The organism is Corynebacterium pyruviciproducens ATCC BAA-1742 (genome assembly GCF_000411375.1).
Taxonomy (GTDB): domain Bacteria; phylum Actinomycetota; class Actinomycetes; order Mycobacteriales; family Mycobacteriaceae; genus Corynebacterium; species Corynebacterium pyruviciproducens.
Genome location: NZ_KE150447.1, coordinates 509978 through 529301 on the forward strand (window position 1 = coordinate 509978; position 19324 = coordinate 529301).

General features: G+C 54.8%; 11 protein-coding genes and 1 pseudogene. 10 read left to right on the forward strand and 2 right to left on the reverse strand.

Annotated elements, in window-relative coordinates; all coding sequences use genetic code 11:
• Positions 1–16: 16 nt before the first annotated feature.
• Genes HMPREF1219_RS08715 through HMPREF1219_RS08725 form a run of 3 tightly spaced genes read left to right on the forward strand, consistent with a single transcriptional unit; the run spans position 17 to position 3013 of the window.
• Entirely contained in the window at positions 17–1144 is a 1128-nt protein-coding gene (locus HMPREF1219_RS08715; protein ID WP_040427512.1) for a FecCD family ABC transporter permease, read from the forward strand.
• The gene (locus HMPREF1219_RS08720) at positions 1141–2226 is read left to right on the forward strand and encodes a FecCD family ABC transporter permease (RefSeq protein ID WP_016458547.1); all 1086 of its coding nucleotides are present in this window, start codon (positions 1141–1143) and stop codon (positions 2224–2226) included. The genes HMPREF1219_RS08715 and HMPREF1219_RS08720 overlap by 4 nt, the downstream gene beginning before the upstream one ends.
• A complete protein-coding gene (locus HMPREF1219_RS08725; RefSeq protein WP_005391533.1) occupies positions 2219–3013 on the forward strand; it encodes an ABC transporter ATP-binding protein in 795 nt (264 codons plus the stop codon). Before HMPREF1219_RS08720 ends, HMPREF1219_RS08725 begins: the two co-directional genes overlap by 8 nt.
• Before the next feature lie 153 nt (positions 3014–3166).
• Here HMPREF1219_RS08725 and HMPREF1219_RS08730 read toward each other — a convergent pair whose 3' ends face one another.
• Positions 3167–3982, reverse strand: coding sequence for a siderophore-interacting protein (locus HMPREF1219_RS08730; RefSeq protein ID WP_016458548.1), 816 nt, complete (start codon positions 3980–3982; stop codon positions 3167–3169).
• Between the two features lie 572 nt (positions 3983–4554).
• Between HMPREF1219_RS08730 and HMPREF1219_RS08740 the strand changes: the two genes are divergently transcribed.
• The 6 genes and pseudogenes from HMPREF1219_RS08740 to HMPREF1219_RS08760 all read left to right on the forward strand — a co-directional run bounded on the left by HMPREF1219_RS08740 (position 4555) and on the right by HMPREF1219_RS08760 (position 14597).
• Positions 4555–5115 (forward strand): hypothetical protein, encoded by a 561-nt coding sequence (locus HMPREF1219_RS08740; protein ID WP_016458550.1) that lies wholly within the window; start codon positions 4555–4557, stop codon positions 5113–5115.
• On the forward strand, positions 5115–5303 hold the full coding sequence (locus HMPREF1219_RS12585) for a PspC domain-containing protein (RefSeq protein ID WP_016458551.1): 189 nt from the start codon (positions 5115–5117) through the stop codon (positions 5301–5303). Before HMPREF1219_RS08740 ends, HMPREF1219_RS12585 begins: the two co-directional genes overlap by 1 nt.
• A 614-nt stretch (positions 5304–5917) precedes the next feature.
• Positions 5918–7069 carry a type IV toxin-antitoxin system AbiEi family antitoxin domain-containing protein gene (locus HMPREF1219_RS12275; protein WP_016458552.1) on the forward strand — a complete coding sequence of 384 codons (1152 nt, stop codon included), beginning with the start codon at positions 5918–5920 and terminating at the stop codon, positions 7067–7069.
• Entirely contained in the window at positions 7047–8006 is a 960-nt protein-coding gene (locus HMPREF1219_RS08750) for a nucleotidyl transferase AbiEii/AbiGii toxin family protein (RefSeq protein ID WP_051120536.1), read from the forward strand. The genes HMPREF1219_RS12275 and HMPREF1219_RS08750 overlap by 23 nt, the downstream gene beginning before the upstream one ends.
• A gap of 150 nt (positions 8007–8156) precedes the next feature.
• A pseudogene (locus HMPREF1219_RS08755) lies at positions 8157–13087 on the forward strand (DEAD/DEAH box helicase).
• A 7-nt stretch (positions 13088–13094) separates the two neighbouring features.
• A complete protein-coding gene (locus HMPREF1219_RS08760; RefSeq protein ID WP_016458556.1) occupies positions 13095–14597 on the forward strand; it encodes an ATP-binding protein in 1503 nt (500 codons plus the stop codon).
• Here the strand turns inward: HMPREF1219_RS08760 and HMPREF1219_RS08765 are convergent.
• Entirely contained in the window at positions 14594–17800 is a 3207-nt protein-coding gene (locus tag HMPREF1219_RS08765) for a Z1 domain-containing protein (protein WP_245554440.1), read from the reverse strand. The genes HMPREF1219_RS08760 and HMPREF1219_RS08765 overlap by 4 nt on opposite strands.
• A 576-nt stretch (positions 17801–18376) precedes the next feature.
• On the opposite strand from HMPREF1219_RS08765, the gene HMPREF1219_RS08775 reads away from it, so the two are divergent.
• Positions 18377–19321: a CAT RNA binding domain-containing protein gene (locus HMPREF1219_RS08775; protein WP_016458559.1), complete on the forward strand. Its 945-nt coding sequence runs from the start codon at positions 18377–18379 to the stop codon at positions 19319–19321.
• Positions 19322–19324 lie beyond the last annotated feature (3 nt).

Sequence of the window (19324 nt, forward strand, 5' to 3'; positions counted from 1 at the left end):
GAAACTCCATAACCTAATGTCATCTGATTTCCTCGCCACTCGTTTGCGCTCTCGCCGACCTAGCTGTACGGCTGGCACGGCTACCGGAACATCCGACCTTGCTGGCGGTACAAAACCACTTCGTACCTTCCCCGTCAGCTCCCGTGAAGACCGTATGAAGCGCACCATTGCCACCCTCATCGCGGCCAGCGTCGTCGTGGCAATCGCATCCCTCTTCGTAGGCTCGCGCTCCATTCCGGCCGCCGAGGTGCTCGAGGCTCTCCGCGGCGCCAGCAAGCAAGAGCTTGGCAGCATCATTTGGGACCTGCGCGTCCCTCGCACGCTTCTAGCCTTCGCAGTCGGGTCGTCCCTGGCCGTTGCTGGGGTTCTCGCCCAGGCGTGGACGCGCAACCCGCTGGCCGATCCGGGCTTCATCGGCATCACCTCAGGGGCCTCGTTCGCCGTGGCCTTTGGATCTGTTGTCGGGGTGGTTACCAACGTGGGCAGTGCCGCATCGTGCGCGCTGGTCGGCGCCGCACTCGCAGCCGGACTGGTTATGTTCATTGCGCGCCGTGCCCCTGATCCCATAACGCTCCTCTTGGTGGGCGTGGGCGTGGATGCTACCTTGCGCTCTGGCACCGTCCTCATCGGCCTGTTCGACACCGACGTCCTCGATAGCATGCGCCACTGGGTCGTGGGCTCCACCTTCGGCCGTGGCTTCAGTGAAATAGTGCTGGCTTGGACGGGCCTGGTAGTCGGCTTTGTGCTTGCTTTGATTGCCGCCCGACCATTGGATCTATTGGCCTTTGGTGATGACGCCTCCCAAGCTCTCGGTGGCTCACCCCGCCTTGCGCGACTGCTCTCAGCGCTCGGGGTGGTCCTGCTCGCGGGCAGCGCGACGGCGGCAGCAGGCCCGGTCGTTTTCGTCGGCTTCGCCGCCCCGCACGTGATGCGCGTGGTGCTGGGTCCGCAGGTAACCCGGCTGATACTTCCGGCGGCGCTGACCGGGGGAATCATGGTGCTCGCTGCGGATATTGTGGGTCGGTTGGTACTGCGTCCGGGGGAGTTAGAGATGTCTATCGTTATCGCCATCCTGGGTGCGCCACTGATGATTGCTGTGGTGCGCAGGCGTTCGAGTTGTCAGAAAGCGGGGAGCATGCAGTGACACATTCACCGCAGAACAATTCCCTGCAAACCATCACCGAGGATCTCACCCAGCAGCTCACCTGCCAGCGGCGCAACCGCATCGCACGCATCGTGGGCAGCACTGGGTTCTTCGCGGTCGTGGCTTTTGCCTGTTACCTCGTGCTCCTGGGACAAGGCACAGTGAAAATGTCCCCGGCGGAGGTACTCGACGTGCTCCGTGGTGGCGGTACCGCTCGCCAAATTGCCGTGGTGTGGGACCTGCGCTTGCCCGTGGCGCTAGCCACGATGATTGTCGGTGCGGCCTTAGGTACCGCCGGCGCATGGACGCAAACAATGGCCAGAAACCCCCTCGCCTCCCCAGACATCCTGGGTGTGACCTCCGGGGCGGCCGTGCTCGTGGTACTGGGCACTGTCACTGTCCGGCCGACGTGGCTGGAAGATTTGCCCATGTTCTGGTGGCGCGCCGGGCTAGCGATGGTCGGGGCCGTGGCGGTACTCGTCATGCTCACCCTGCTGGGTGGCGTGGGTACCAGCGACAAGATTGTGCTCATCGGTTTCGCCCTGTCTCTCATGCTCCAAGCAGTCGTGAGCTACCTGCTGCTCAAAGCCGAAATCCTGCGGGCGGCCGAGACTCAGACTTGGCTAGCGGGCTCCACAGGGTTCGTACGTATGAATGCGTTGATTCCGTTGTTGGTCGGTCTGGCACCATTCATCGCCATCGGCTTGTGGTGCGCGAGGGATCTACCCGTCCTTGCGCACGATGACAGTTCGGCATCATCGCTAGGTGTGAATATAAAGGCACGGCGGGCAGCCCTGTTGATAGCGGCAACAGGCGTGGCGGCTGTGGTGGTCTCTGTGGTGGGGCCGATCGGTTTCATTGCGCTGATCGCGCCACACCTGGGAAGGATCGTGGCTAATACCGGAACGCCATCACCGATGGTGTCGGCCGCCGCCGGTGCGGCACTGCTGGGGGTGTGCGCGGTGATTGCGGGGTTCATACCAACGAGTGCTCCGGTCGGGGCGGTATCTTCCGTGATCGGTGGAATTGCACTGGTGGGATTGGTCATCAAGAAAATGAACAAGCGAGGCAACAATGGTTGAGAACGAGGCGATTCTGAACGCAACTGAGGTGTACGCCGGGTACTCCGAAGCCCGGGACGTACTCAAAGGGGTTAGCGTGCGCGCATACCCAGGACAGGTCACTACTCTGATTGGTCCAAACGGGTGCGGGAAGTCAACGCTGCTGAAGACGATGTCTAAATTGGTCACTCCGCGGGCCGGTGAAGTATACGTTCAGGGTGAGATCGTCCATGAGCTACACACCAAGGATGCGGCCCGGCGGATCGCGATGCTGCCGCAACACCCCATGGCGCCAGAGGGGATCTTGGTGGGGGAGCTGGTAGCCCGCGGTCGACATCCTCACCAAGGTTGGTTGCGTGGAGAATCGGCCCGTGACCGGGAGGTGATTGCCCATGCCTGCGAAACAACCGGGATTGTTGACTTGGTGGATCGCGAGGTTTCTTCGTTGTCCGGTGGGCAGCGCCAGCGCGTATGGTTGGCGATGACGTTGGCGCAAGATACTCCGGTGCTATTACTCGATGAGCCGACCACGTTTCTAGACCCAGCCCATGCAATGGAAATGCTGGAGCTGGCGCGCAATCAGGCGCAGAAGGGGAAGGCTGTAGTCATGGTGCTGCACGATTTGATGCTGGCCGGGATGTTCTCGGACACTCTAATCGTGATGAAGGACGGGCAGATCCTTGCCCAGGGGACTCCGGCTGAGGCTCTGATCCCGGACGTGCTGGCGGAAGCATATGGGCTGAGGGCGGAAGTCTGGGAGGATCCGCATGGTGAAAGCCCGGTGATAGTTCCGCGGGGAACCCTGTAGATCTGACAGACGCAGATGCGCGTTGGAGAAAAATTATTTCATCTTTCCTCCATTCGAACGTCCGTTATCGCGAAAGGCATTGGCTGAACGGAGAACGAATACGCAGGCGCTCAGGTCCAGCCAGCCCGGCTAGGATTGGGAAAAGCCTGGACGCTAGGGGCGGGCCTTCCCGTGGAACCAAAATGGGCTCCATTCGATGACGTCGGGGGACAGCTGCAACTCATCGACCGCGAATTTGCGTACTGTTTTTGCCAGACTGCCTTCACCACACGCCCACAGAGACCTAGGCAGACTCCCGTGTTCGGGTGAGTAATGGTCGCGGAGGGAAGCCAGCGTAGCGTCCGACTCCAAAGTCTTAGAAGTAGTGACAACAGTGAGGCTGCGCACTTGGGGCGACCACTCGGTGGAGAAGTCAGGTTCGACCTCGTCAAGGTCGGTGATTACAGCAATGATGTCGGTGAGCGCCAGCGCTTCCGGGTTGGTTCTTTGCAGGTGGGCGAGGACGTGGCGGAGGGCGGGGATAGAGGAGGCGTCGGCAATCATGAGTTGCGGTGAGGAGGCCGGAACCCAGATTGCCCCACACGTATACATGCCGGCGGTATCGCCGGGGAGGGCGCGCCGAACCCAGCGAGAGCCGGGGCCGGAATCTCCGTGGGTGACCACGTCAGTCCACATGGTGCTCGTGGCCGGATCTAACCCTCGGATGGTGTACCAGCGCAGTTCGGGGCGGGTTTCTTCCGGGAGGTTAGCCACCGTTGCGCGGATGTTACTGTCGCCAAGGTCAAAGGGATGGAACTGTTCGCCCTGTCGCGGCATGAGTAAGCCGAAGAATTCATCGGGGCCGTCCAACGGGTAGTCAGCGAAGTCGGAAGCTGTGAAGGTTACGCGGTGGAGACGCGGGGCGAGCTGCTCGTTGGATACGACCGTGACGGGAATGATCCGGTGAGGGTTGGAGGGCTTCGGTGGCATAGTTGTTGTGGTTACTTTCAAGGGGTCAGGGTTGGAGATGGGTCTATGTCGTGGCTAAGCGCCACACTACGACTATGAAGTTTACGTTCTTACCCCGGAAGAGACTTAGTGATTCATAAAAACTCCAATGCGAGAGTAATGGCCTGTTTCCTTTTATCCAGAAATGATCGGTTGGGTCGAGAGGCCCCAGAACCTATTGCTGCATGGTCGGAGCAGGTCGAGCAATTGAGAAATAGAGCGGTTCGCGAAGTCTACGAACCTACCCGGGAAGAAATGAACGCATGTGTGGAAGCAGTCGATCACCTTGTTACCTTCCTTGGTGATCAGGTGGTTGGGACTCATCAAGAACCTCGAGTTCACTGCACTGGCACTCTCGGGACAGCAGGGTTTTGAAAGAGGGGGAGGTTGGAATGAGGATTTTTCTCAGATTGAGGCCTCTCTGGAGGACGTTAACCTAAGGATTCGAACTGCCGTCGTTGGTCAAATGCAGTGATGAGTATTAGGGCAAGGAATGTCGCTCTAAGCGTTCAACGAAAGCTTACTCTTTCGAAACGAATAAATTTGAAAGCAGTATGCAGACGCTTATCCATATCGGGAACTCAGAGGCACCTACCGAATATCGCTTTCCTCTCAGTATTTCACAAGGAGCTGAAGTCATCCCATTTAGCGAAGGGAGCGCAGACTCTATGGGAATTTTCCTAGACGGAAACCTACTGGCAACGATCGGTAACTCCTGGGCTTACGATGCTAATGGCATTGCCCTCCAAACCTCACTCGTAGTTGAGAATGGAACTCTTGTACAAATCGTTGAGCATGACTCAAAAACAGCTTTCCCTGTTACTGCAGATCCGCAGATCGATTGGGGTTGGGAGAAAGCTACTATTAAGTTGAGCGAGCAGGAAATGAAAGCGACCGGCGCGGCAGGAGAAGCCGGAGCGATTGCAGCTCTCCCTTGGATGGTTGCACTCGGGGCTACAGGCCCTGTGGCAATCGCCATCTTAACGGTGGCAGGAAAACTAGGCTACGATGCAATTCGAGCACACCGTCACGAACAGTGTCTCGGAATCGTTGTAAGTACAAACGTGCTAAGCAGCAGTGGCGGCATCTCGACATTTGAGTACGGATATTCATAATGTTTCAAGAAAATAAATGGCACCGGGTCGAAAAAGATAAGCGTATAGCAGGGGTCTGTGCCGGAGTGGCTGAAACATATGGAATCTCCGCCGATACCGTCAGAATCATTTACGTATTAGCTGGATTCTGCGGAGTGCCTATGATTGCTGTCTACTTAATGCAGTGGTTCATCTACCCAAAGGTATAGGCAATAGGATAGAGCGGACTAGTTCACTAACGTAGCGTGTGCGCTTAACCCCGTAGTCTCCCGAAAGTTTCACCATGCCTGCCAAGGTGGTCCAGCTGCAGTAAACGTTGGTTTCTGCATCGGTGTCAGCGAGTGGACTACAGTTTGTGGTCAAAAAGGGTGCTCAGCAGTGACTCGGTTTTCAAGGTTTGTCCTGTTGTTGGTGGGTATTCTTGCAGGAAACAAGGCTTCGAATGCGCACCATTTTTCCCAGTCCAAAAAGCCCCGAGACTCCGTGTCCAACAACTACTGGGGCATACACATGTTTCCTAGGATCCGTCGCATGCAGGAAGCCTAGCGGCTTATTGAAATCACTGTGGTTGGTGGTGCAGGCATGTTTTCTGCCTCGAATGAGAAAGCCATCGTAGACAGTGGTTTGCGCTGCATTTTGCTGGTGAACACGGAGACGCCTACACCGGTGGGCTCCCCCTGTAGTGATAAGTACTTCAGTCGATACCTGGGTAGCTTGATCCTCGGTCGGCGAGAACTTTATTTGTATCAGCAATTACTTGAAATGTTTCGCTCTTGGGTGATACATTCAAAGTATTCAAGGTTACTTTTGAAGTAGGTGAGTCATGGGATCCGGTAATATCTTGGAGACTCTAGAAACAATTGCTTCCGATCAGTGGGGCATTGTTACAACCGCGCAAGCGCAAAGGGAGGGGATTACCCGGGTGCAGATCAATCGGCTTGCCCAGAAAGGTGTCCTGTATAAGTCCAGCCACGGTGTCTACTATTTGCCTTCCGCACCTATGGGTGCTCTTTCGGACATTCAAGCGTCGTGGATTTCTCTGGATCCCAAGCACTTTCTATCGGAGCGTTGGGAAGAGGGGCCGAGGATTGTCGTATCGCATGAATCTGCAGCTGCTATCCACCGCATCGGGAACCTTATCCCTCAGGTGGATACATTTTCAGCGACGTTCCGGAAGCAAACGTCGAGATCTGGGATCAAAATCCTGAGCAACCAGAAAATAGATAGGGAAGACATCGTCAATGTCGATGGTTTACCAGTTACGTCCGTCAAGAGGACAGTGGTTGACCTGGCAGCACAAAAAATCGAGCGTGAGTACCTTTCGATGATTGTCGCTGATGCTTTAGAGAAGGAAAACGTTGGGTATCTTTCTTTGGCATCACAGCTGGACGAATACTGTACTCATTATGGTGCAACATCTGGCCGTGAATTAGTGGACAAGTTTTATCTTGAAAATGCTCCATTGGAGAGCCAGAAGAATCTCGTTGAGCGTGCTAACACGATCAGCAACAAGCTGATGGAACAAGTATCCCCTGCATTTAAGATGGCGATGGAAAGTCTGGAAAGACCAGAAATGGAATTGGCCAAACCCCACATTGCTGATGTTGCAGCAACGCAGCTCGCTCAGCAGGGAGAAAAATTTGGAAAAATGCTGCAGCCGATGGTCATGCGAGAAGTCGAAGCATTGATGAAGAATTGGTCTCCGCAAGTAAATCTAATCGTCGGGTCTGAAGAGATCGAGAAGGCGCTTAAAGGTGGCCATTGGATTGATAATTTGGGAGCCGCGAAACTCAGCGAGGCTTTAGTGCAATCCCAAAAGATAAACTGGAATCAACTTCTTCCCGGAGCTTTTGGAAATCACAAATACAAAGTCGAAGCAGCCGATGAATCCGACAAGACTAGTGCGGATGAAGACCAAGGCCAGGATGACTCGATAGCTGAAACGGAGGCTAATGATGAGTCAAGCGAGGAATAAGAATCTTCAGCGGGCACTGAATGAGAGGATCAAGAAAGAGGCAGTGGCTAGAGGAGTTTCTATTGAACATTTGAGACATCAGATCGCCTTTGAAGGGCTCCTTGGTCGTCTGTATAGCGTGCCAGACCCGGGGTGGACATTAAAGGGGGCAACCTCGCTCCTCATGCGCAATGGAAGCGGCCGTTATACCTCAGATATGGACTTTTCACGAGATCAGGCTTGGTCCGACTCTCAAGAGGTGAAACAAGAATTCGCGGATATCTGCTCACGAAAGTGCGGTGATCCGTTTACCTATTTTGTCACCAAGGTTGGTACCCATTCGGTCGGCGATGACACCGGGTATGCAACACCTACTATGGCAGTACACATTCAAGTGAATTACGGGGGAAAACAGTTTCAAATTTTCAAAGTTGATGTCACAGTTCACAGACATACACAGGAGCCAACCGAAGAGATCATGGTGAAGCCGGTCTTGTCTTCTTTCACTAGCTATGACATTCCCGAATTCGCGATTACTGCTACACCGATCGAGAGCCATCTCGCAGATAAGGTTTGTGCGATGTATGAGCGCCACCGGGAGGGGCGAGAGGCTAGTACTAGGTACCATGACTTGCTTGATATATTGACGATTCTTCAGACCCAAGAATTCGATTTCGAGAAGCTGGTCAGAACTCTCAGCCACGAGCATCAAAGACGGAGAATGACGCTACCGAAAGAGATGATTTCTCCTGGCCAAAAATGGGATAGTGGATACGCCAAAACTGCCAGAGATAACAAAATTTTCGCAAGAGGCACCACTACCTTGGATGATGCCCTTCAATTCGCTGGTCAGTGTCTAAACCCAGTGCTTGCCAGATTGCCGGAGGAAAGCACGGTGTCACCGGAACAGATAACTGCTCAGAAAAGGTGGAATCCGAAAACCTGTTCTTGGCAATAACTGCAGGGTGTAGCACCAAACGGTAATGTAGAAAGGTACATCCGGTTGATGCCTACACTCCGGGAGACTCGATGAACAGACCGCTGAACCGCACGAACTTCGCGTTTAATGTTGACGTGTTTTCATGTAAAGCAAGGCATAATTACCATCATGTCCACGTTTAGAGAAGCCCTTGCCCAACTCCGCGAGAATCAGCCGAAGGCCAAGTATGGCATCGGTTTTGAGAAGTTGATGGTGAACTTCCTCAAGACGGATCCGTTGCTGTCGTCGGAGTATGACGAGGTCTTCCGTTGGACCGATTGGCGTTACGCGAACGGCCCGGACACCGGCATTGACCTGGTTGCTCGCCGCCGCGAGGACCACTCGTGGACGGCGATCCAGTGCAAGTTCTACGAGGAGAAAACCTACCTCCAAAAGAGCGCGATCGATTCTTTCTTCGAGGATTCGGGCCGCAGCTTCGAAACCGAAAACGGCAAGGAGCATTTCAAAAATCGCCTGATCATCGCCACGACGGATCGCTGGTCCCACAACGCCGAGGATGCCTTAAAAGATCAGCTCATCCCGTGCCAGCGCATTGGCCTGAATGATATTGCGCAGTCGCCGCTGGATTGGGATGTTGTCTTCCCTGGGTCACAGATGCGTGTGAACCTCACCCGCAAGGAGCCGTTCACTCCGCGCAAGCATCAACAGGAGGCGATCGATAAGACGCTGCAGGGCTTCGAATCCCATGATCGCGGCAAGCTGATCATGGCGTGTGGCACGGGTAAGACGTTTACGTCCCTGCGTCTTGCAGAAGCCTACGCAAATCGGCGGGGGGGGGCCGCGCTCGTGTGCTATTCCTCGTCCCGTCCATTTCTCTCCTTTCGCAAACACTGAAGGAGTGGACGGCGCAGTCCACTGTTGAGCTTCGTTCCTATGCGGTGTGTTCGGATGCGAAGGTCGGCAAGAAGGCGGAGGATATCGCTGCCTATGATGTGGAGATTCCTGTTTCCACTAATGGTGAGGAGATCGCCGCGTGCCTGAACGCTGGCGGCAAGCGCGCCTCTGGCCTGCACGTTGTCTTTTCCACCTACCAGTCGCTGCCCGCGGTCCACAGCGCCCAGGAGCACGGTCTCGACCCCTTTGATCTGGTTATTTGTGATGAGGCGCACCGTACCACGGGTGTCACGCTGGCGGGGGAGGATGCGTCCAACTTCGTCCGTATCCACGATGCTAGCTATATCAAGGCCAACAAGCGCCTGTACATGACGGCTACTCCTCGGCTTTTCGACGACCACGTGAAGGGCAAAGCTGCAGAACACTCGGCAGAGCTCGCCTCCATGGATGACGAGGCCATCTACGGCCCAGAGTTCCACCGCCTGGGCTTCGGCGAGGCGGTGGAAAAGGGTCTGCTCACCGATTACAAGGTCCTCGTCATGACGGTGGATGAGGATGTTGCCGCTGAGGTCATGGGCCGTGGTGGCACGGAGGGCATTAATCTCACTCTTGCCTCGTCCATGATCGGTGCGTGGAATGGTCTCGCCAAGCGCTCGGGCAGGGAGCAGGGCAAGAAATACGGTTTCGACGAAGCAGCAGAGCCGATGCACCGCGCCGTGGCTTTCGCCAAGGACATTAAGACGTCGAAGGCGATTGCGGAGCAGTATCCGGCGCTCATCCACCATTACCAGGACACCCTCCGCGAGGCAGCAGCTCTTAACGATGTCGACCTTCTCAACGTCGATCTGGACATCGAGGTCGACCACGTCGACGGCACAATGAACGCCATGGAGCGCGCCGAGAAGCTCACCTGGCTCCAGTCCGCCCAGGATGCACAGGATACGGAGGTCACCCGCGTCCTCACTAACGCCCGCTGCCTTTCCGAGGGCGTCGACGTTCCCGCCCTGGATTCGGTGATTTTCTTCCATCCGCGTAACTCCATGGTTGACGTGGTCCAATCCGTCGGCCGTGTGATGCGTAAGGCGGAGGGCAAGGATTACGGCTACATCATCCTCCCGGTGGCGGTTCCGCCGAATATGTCCCCGTCGGCAGCCTTGAACGATAACACGCGTTTCAAGGTTGTCTGGCAGATCCTCAACGCGCTGCGCGCCCACGACGATCGTTTCAACGCGAAGGTCAACTCCATCGCCCTTAACGGCGGCAACGTTGAGAAGCTCCCGATCGAGACCGGCCACGTCGGTGACCCGCGCAAGGAGCTTGACAAGACGGATACGAAGAGTCCGGAGGCGTACCTGGACACTGATAACACCGCCCAGCAGATCGCCCTCTTCTCCCTGGAAAAGTGGGAGGAGGCCCTCTACGTCAAGCTCGTCGACAAGGTCGGTACCCGCACGTATTGGGAGGATTGGGCAGGCGATGTCGCCTCGATCGCGCAGGCGCAGATCACCCGTATCAACGCCCTCCTGGAAACCGCAAACCCAACACTCCGTCGCGAGTTCGACGCCTTTGTCGAGGGCCTGCGTGGCAACCTCAATGATTCGATCACGGAGCAGCAGGCAGTGGAGATGCTCTCTCAGCACCTCATCACCGCCCCGGTCTTTAATGCTCTGTTCACGGAGTACGATTTCGCCGCGCACAACCCGGTTGCTCAGGTCATGCAGCGCATGGCCGACGCCCTCTCGGATGCGAACCTCGAGTCCGAGACCGATTCCCTCGAGAAGTTCTACGAGTCGGTCCGCGTCCGCGCCGCCGAAGTCTCGAGCGCCTCCGGTAAACAGCAGGTCATCAAGGAGCTATACGAGCGCTTCTTCCAAAAGGCCTTCAAACGCGATGCGGATAAGCTCGGTATCGTCTACACCCCGGTAGAAATCGTTGATTTCATCCTCCGCGCCGCCAACGACGTCTCGGTCACCCACTTCGGTAAGGGGCTAACCGACGAAGGGGTCTGCATCCTTGACCCGTTCGCCGGCACCTCCACGTTCATGGTTCGTTTGCTCCAGTCTGGCCTCATCAAACCGGACGACATGGCCCGCAAGTACGCCGGCGAGCTCTTCGCCACGGAAATCATGCTCCTCGCGTACTACGTCTCCGCCGTCAACATCGAGACCACCTACAACGCCCTCCGCGCCGCCGAAGCCCAGCGCAACGGCGACCCCGAACCGGACTACGTCCCCTTTGATGGCATCGCCCTTGCCGATACTTTCCAGATCCACGAAAAAGGCGACACGCCTGATCTCGGCTTCTTCGTCGACAATAATGATCGCATAGAACGGCAAAAGAAAGCCAGGATCAACGTCATTGTCGGCAACCCGCCTTACTCGGTGGGACAGACCAGTGCGAATGACAACAATGCGAACATGAAGTACAAGACGTTGGATTCCCGCATTGCTGCAACCTACGCTGCGAAATCTACAGGTACGAACAAGAATTCACTCTATGATTCGTATCTTCGCGCCTTCCGGTGGGCCACGGACCGCATCAAGGACCAGGGCGTGGTGGCTTTTGTCTCAAATAATGGTTGGTTGGACGGCAATACGAGTGACGGTGTGCGTCTTTCACTAGCTGAGGATTTTACTGACGTTTACGTCTACAATTTCCGAGGCAATTCCCGCATGGCAGGGGAGCAGGCGAAGCGGGAAGGCGGAAACATTTTCGATATTCGCGTCGGAGTTGCCGTATTCATCGGTGTGAAGGATCCGAACCAATCCGGGTTCACGTTGCACTACGCCCAAACACCGGACTATCAAAAGCGAGAGGAGAAACTCGAAGCTGCTGAGAAAACCAGCATCGAGCAAATCGAGTGGCAGACGATCACCCCGAATAAACACGGTGATTGGTTAAATAAGCGCAGTGACGAGTTCGCCACGTGGCCAGTCATAGGGGAGAAGAAGGATAAGGTAACCAGGTTCTTTGCAACGCATTCTCGTGGTTTATCTACCGCTCGCGATGCTTGGGCTTACAACTCTTCAAAGGAAAAACTCCTCTCTAATATCGATATCCACATCACAAACTACAACGAGGCGCAGGTATTACTGAAAAATTCCGGAACAGGTGTGGATGAACTCTTTACGTCTCACCCGGAGCTGGTCGATTCTAAAAAGGGGTCGTGGAGTGTGAATCTGAAACAAGAATTGGCTCGTGGTACCGAAGTCACTAAAAGACCAGAGCGTGTCTACACTTCGCTTTATCGCCCGTTCTTCAAGCAACGTGGTTATTTCGCAAAAGAATTCAACGATAGGAGATATCAGCTGCCGTCGATGTTTCCAACTCGACAGCATCCCAACATTGGTTTCATGCAACCAACTGTAGGGGCAGTTAAGCCTTATTGTGTTTTCGCGACAAGGATTCTGCCAGACCTGAATTTTTATGGATCGGAGGGCACACAATTCTTCACCCGCTTCACATGGAAGCTTGTCGAGTCCACCGATGGTGGCCTCTTCGCCGAAGGCGCGACGGTAGGGGAGGGGGAGACCTCCATCTACGGCCAGGTTGGTGAGGTTGTTGACGGGTATGTCCGTGAGGACAACATTACGCCAGATATCAAAAAGCTGTACTGGGATGCGCTTGGTGCGGATATCACGGGCGATGACATCTTCCACTTTGTGTACGGCAAGCTGCACGATCCGGCGTACCGGGAGATGTACAAGGCGGATCTGAAGAAGATGCTGCCACACATTGAAACACCTGGTTCTCGCAAAGAGTTCGACAAGTTTGCGCGTGCGGGTAAGAAACTGATGGATCTGCACGTCGGCTATGAGGACGTGGATCCGTTCCCGCTGAATATCCAGGTCAAGGGTGACGAGTCCGATCGGGAGACGTGGCGCGTCGTCAAGATGAAGTGGGCGAAGAAGAAGGATCCGGAGACGGGTAAGAACGTAAACGATGTGACGAAGCTGATTTACAACAAGCGCGTGACAATCTGTGGTATTCCTGCGGAGGCCGACGAGTACATGCTGGGTGCACGCTCTGCTGTGGCCTGGCTTATCGATCGTTACCAGGTCAAAAAGGACAAGGCTTCCGGAATCGTCAACGACCCGAACGATTGGGCAGAAGAGGTTGGCAACCCGCGCTACATCGTGGACCTTATCGGAAAGGTTGTGCGCGTAGCTATGGAGACCGTGCGAATCGTTGAAGGGTTGAGGTAGTCAGCGAATGAGTTCGCTTGAGATATCCAGCGAAATTGACCAAGTTATTGCACTTCCCCCAACGGAGGCGATCCATCACTCTATTGGTGCAAACCATGACCTGGTCACCGGTCTGGATGAACTGATTGATAACGCCATCGATGCCGGCGCCACTAAGGTTGTTCTGCATTTCCACGTGGATGGGTTTCGTTTGGTGCAGATCGGCATCCACGACGATGGGGTCGGCATGTCCAAGGAACAGATGCAGGATATTCTGCGTTTGGGCGGACATCAATCGCGAAACGAGCAAAATATTGGTCGCTACGGAATGGGCATGAAGGAAGGCTCATTCAGTAACGCTAACGTGATGACTATCGTGTCCCGCCAGCGCGGGCAGCATTCGTCCGGTTACCAATTGAAAAAACACACGTTCAACGCGGGTGTGCTGAATGAGCGTTCAGCGATGGATGTATGGAACCTTCGGGCAGGCATGCTCACACCGAAACATGGGACAAGCATTATTTGGAACCGCCTCACCAGTGTGTACTGCGGAGATGATGAAGAACAAGGGATTCTCTTCATCTCCGATACTGTTGAAAAGGTTCGCAGGCATATCGGGATTCGCTACCACCGGTTTATCGAAAGAGGCGAATTGCAGCTGCCCATGTTCACCCGCTGGGATGACACGGATTGGGTACAAAATCCTGAGGTCAAGCCAATTAACCCGGTTGGGTATAGGAAGTCGCCACGGAAAGATTATCCGCGGGTGCTAACTGTCGAAGGTCAGCCCGACGCGCCGGGTATCACTGCACATATCTGGAATAACAGGTCTACCCTCGATGAGTTCATCCTCGAGGGGAAGGATCCAATGGGGCATCAAGGGTTTTACTTCTACGATGCGGACCGCCTTCTCACAAGTGGTGGCTGGAGCGGATTTAGGCGGACAAGCAAAAACACCAAGTTGTTGCGCATTGTTGTCGATGATCCACGGGTGATTGACGACTTTGTCACGGTTAGCCCGCAGAAACGCAGTGTTTTATTGAATGAGGGCTTTCACCGGTTTATTGATTCGCTGGTCGCGATTGATGATCCGGATCTCACATTCGAGGGTGTGTGCGCTGATGCGCGCGACGTACTCCGTAGATCGAACCAGAAGTCCGGCAACGCAGATCCGATCTCTGAAGCAGGGACAGGCATTGCACCACAGATCAAGCGTGTTATCGAAGAACAGGCAAACCTGCGCTTTACTGACCCGGTTGATATCAAATACAAGCGGCTCAGAGGCGACGAATTTGTTGAAATCGACCAGCCGAACCACTGCATCTTCATCAATTCCAAGTACCGTAAGTTGTTGAACCCGGGAAGGGGTGCGGGGAATGACGCACCCATTGTGAAGACCCTGCTTTATCTTCTCTTTAATGATACTGCAATCCAAAAGAGGACCAAGAAATCCAACGCGAATGTGGAGGTCTGGAGCGCTTTGTTGACTGCAGCCGCAAAGGCAGAATTGGAGCAGCGAGGGAAAAACTAGTTGGCTAGCTGAATATCCTGCTCTTGGTTCATCTCGCTTTCATCAACGATTGGAGCGGCTTCTTCACCAGTCGGTGCTTCGCGGCGGACACTCCACTCTAGGCTTCCTTCGCTGCCTACAAGCGCAGCGTGAGGAGAACCGATGGCGAGGGCAACGCCAACTTCACCCTTTTCCCAGTTCGGTGGTGTGTACGTCCCATCTTTCTTCGCCTGATCGATAACGTCGCTGCCACGATCATCAAAAAGCGTCAATAGTACGGCACCACGCTTATGAGCTGTATCCAGGTGAAGGTTGAAAGGCTCGTCCGCGGGATCATACGAGTTAACGTCGATCCCGAATTCCTCTGCATGGTCCTCTAGCTCACCTAGACGAGGGATGGTTATGGGATGGCCCGCGGCGATGCTGTCAACTACATAGGTGTCTTTTCGGTCGGTACCAGTGATGTCGTGACGACCTTCACGGCGAGAACGCCCAACAAGAGGAATCTCGAAGGGAATACCCGGGATCGAAATGGTGTCGTGGCTGCCCTTGTTCTTCGGCAGGATGATGCCTACCTCGGTGAAGTCCGAGATCGCCACATTGGAGTGCTGACCCGTACCAAGTAATCCACGAAGGTATTCAATTCGTGGCATCACCATGTCTGCCTTGAAGGCACCAGCATCGTTCCACTTCATTGATTCGAGGATCTCGAGGAACTGTAGTGCAGGCATGGTGCCACAGTAGTAATACTTTGTACCGGAGTAGCGCTTAATGTTCCCGGAACGGATACCTTCCTCACGGGCATATACAGCCTTGAAAGGCGTTTCCTTCATGGTTTTCAACATGGGAAGTGCAACGTTCCGGAAGTTTTCCGCCAGTTCGGTGGGTTGTTCCTTTGCAGGGATGGCATTTAGCTCCACTGCATTCGGTGCTGCGGCCTGCTTAGTGATGTAGGCATTGAACATCTTGCTGCTGTTGGTTGGCTTCAAGAATGGCAATGACTGATTCACAAGCGGGGCGAGCATCATGGGGGTTAAGCGTGGAGCATTGTTGTTATCCAATTCCGCATATCCTCGGATGTTGATCCGGAAAATCTCCTCGTCGTGCATTGCCGCTTCGAACATATCCACAAGGTCGGCCGGAGCGTACAGACGGACGAGATCCTGGTAACCCTTCCGGAAACCGAACCACCGTCCAGTCTGCATGAGAGTATCGGCGCTGCCGGCGCGACGACGGAAGTAGGAAATGGTCAAGCCCTCCACCGTGTAACCACGGGAAAGTTTCGCCCCGCCAACCAGGACCTTCCACACTTTTCCAGCCTCGAAGTTCGGGGAGTCGTTGCCATCGGTATCAACCTGCAGGATCGGGCCGGATAGTGGTGTTGTACCCACCATCATCTCGGCGTATGCCTCGTTGATAAAAGGAATCAGCTCTGCATAGTTCTCCGGTACTGGGTACCCAGGGTTGTATCGTCCCTCCTGCATGACAGGAAGGAGATCCTCCTCAAACAGGCGTTTCATCTCTGGGATCGGACGGCCGAGATTGTATCCGCGTTTCCTCCACAGTTCTCGAAGAATCTGCGTGGCATCTTGGTGGATCTCCGTTCCTACGCCTTCATGAACGAGCATGGTGTGGTGCCGGAATGAAAAGTTGGGATCTTTGGTTTCACGGTATTTCTTGAGCGCTCCCGTTAGCACGAACATGTCGAGTGCAGTTTGCAACTCGTCGCGACGGGTTTCATCATAAAAATCATCGCTAGCTGAGCTTGCGTCTAGTAGATCTCGGATAAAAGCCTTGCTTTGAGAGTTTTCGATAGTTGGGATTTCGCTACCATCGACAAATTCAGAGCGATCGTGGAACCATCTGGCACCTCGGTAGGCGGGTGGCTCATTGAGCATCAATACGAAGTGACGAGGGTAGAGGTCGACAGGATCGTTTGGGTCAATGAAGACATTGGCAAATGGTGTAGCGGTATATCCGACATACTGGGCACGCGGGCAGTTCTGCAAGATTTGGGTAATCTCGTCGTTAACTGCAGTGCGTTCGAACTCTTCCTTCTTGGAACGGTTTTTCTGATTCTTCGTGTTGATTGAGGCCTGGTCCGATTCGTCGTCGATGACCAGGACGGGCAGGTCTTTGAAATCTGAGTTTGCTTTCGCAGCGCGACGAAGATCGGAATTGAAGTTTCGCAGGACAGTGGCGTTCTTCTTAACCACCGCGACAAGGCACTTCATGTTCTCGAGGTTGGCTGGATCATGCACTGGCTTTGACTTGTCTGGACGTTCAATTTCGATGACGTTCGTGCCCGATCGCTGGTAATCCCTCTTCGAAGTCGTCACACGACGGATACGTGGGAAGCCCAAGGTTCCATATGGTTCCCCGTGGCTTAGGAAAGCACCGCCGCGCTCAGACCAATCCCGCTCCCACTCCTCATCATCGGTGAAATACGTTTCATATTTCACCTCGTTCTTGTCTAATTCTTCATAAACCAAGCCGTCGAGCACAGCCTCTTTACCGCACAGTTCTTTATCCATTCGGCGCTGAGTTTGTTCCCGCAGGTTATTCATGGTGCCGGCGAGAATAATGATAAAGCGGTATCCGGCATCAATTGCCTTCGCTGCTAGAGCAGTGAAGTTGGCGGTTTTACCAGACTGGACGTAGCCGACAACAAGACCACGAGCTGAGAGATAATGCTCCGCCGTAGGATCCTCAAGACGGCGTAAAACCTGGGTCGCTTGATCGTCGACAGCAGAAATGGAAGATGCGTCCCACCCGTTGCGAGAAAGCACTCGTTGGTAATCGTTCCAGTAATTGGCATTTTCGGCAGCCCGGTCAGGTGTGTACCAGTCCTCAAACACCTGATCCACAATCACAGTTGGCTCTGCGTAGACCATCAGTTTTGCAACTTCATCGGTAAAATTGGTCAAGCCAAGTTTGCTCAGTACCCAATCACGTCGTTCGGGTGTATCTGGAACAGTTTCTGTTTCGGGACGTAATTTATCGCCTTCTGACTTCATCGCAGCAGTAATGAACGAAACTAGTGGTTGAACATCAGATTCCGAACCGTTGACGAGATAATCCCTGAACTCATCATCAGTGAGATGGATTCCATCCATGAGGCTCATTGCTTCACGAAGCCCGCTCATCAAGCTAGGCGACTGGGTATCAAACAGGCGAGCAATGCTTTTCTTTATTTGCAAAAAATTCATGTTCTTTCTTCCCACTAGATTCGCTAATTCTATATGGTAGCTTGTCAGCGTGCACCTCATCGCATGAAGATGGCCTGCCCGAAACCCCGCACAACCCCGCCCCAAGCCACACAATGTTTACCCCCTAAGGGGAATAAGACTTGACGCAAGTATGTGACGCATGGGACAGTTGATTCTGTTGTGATTGCAGTGACGCAAGTGAAAAGGCGGACACTGCGGTGGAAGACTCACAAGCGATTAAGGCGATCGTCGACACGGCCTCCGAGCCGCTGAGCGACGACCGCCTTTTCGTTATCCATCCCGCCCCCTTGTGACGTATATCCCTAATTTTTAATTGTTTCACAGCAAAATCACCCCATGTGCGGGTGATTCAAATAACGATCAGGAAAAAAAGAAGAAATATTTTTGAGGTGGGGGCAGTAGGAGGGCTTATACTAAAGGCGTTCTAGCCCTCCGGGTGTTACTGATTCGATCAGGCATGACTGGAAATTCGGGTGCCAAACCCACAGGATCACAGCCCCGCATACCCACGGACGCATGCCCGCGCGGTGTCGTTTGGTGCCCTCCCGCAGCGATACGCAGGAGAAAGTCATGACTGAAGGTGCAAGAAATCCCAGGATTATCCGGGTTCTCAGCAACAATGCCGTGCTTGTCCGCGTCCCCAGCGGGGTACCAGGGGAGGACACAGCCCAAAACACAGCCCAAACCAAAAACACCCAACAACAAACCACCCAAACCGAAACCCAAACCACCGACACCCAGGTCCTCGTCGGCCGCGGCATTGGCTTCCAGCGCAAGCCGGGCGACGAGATTTCGCCGGCGACGGCGGATCGGCAGTACCTGGAGCTGAGCCCGGAGCGGGCGCAGTTCCTCAAAGGCGTGCTGTCGCTTGACCCGGCGGTGATGGAGACGATCTCGGCGGCGGTGGATTTGGCGGTTGACCTGCTTGGTGGTCTGCACCCCTCGGTGTACGTGGTACTTGCTGAGCATATTTCGTTTGCGGTGCAGCGTGCGGGCTCGGGCGAGCAGATCCGGAACTCTTTGGTGGATGAGATCCGGGCGGCCTTCCCCCTGGAATTTCAGGCGGCGCAGCTCATGGTGAGTTACATCAACTCGCATACCACCAACGCAACCCTTCCTGTCGACGAAGCGGCCTTCATCGCCCTTCACCTCAACGCGGCCCGCCAGGGCGTGACGGTGAAGCAGCCTCTGGCCGTGGCGAACGAGTTGGCGGGGTTGCTGCGGTTTGTGTGCGCGCGGCTTGGGGCGACAACCACCAACCTTGACGGGACTGTGGATCATTCCCTCGCGTTGGAGCTCACGAGGATGAGCAATCGCGTGGGGTCGAAGCAGTTCCGTTCCAATCTGGCGAGGCGGTCGATTGAACGCGATCTGCCCTCCGAATTCGATGTGGCGCAGCAGGTTCTGTGTCGCATGATCGACGTCCCGACGCTGCCGTCGCACGCGGCGGGGGAGGCCGCCTACCTTGCGGTTTTCCTCCACGGCTGGCGGCAATCGGTTCGCCCAAGCACGTAACTC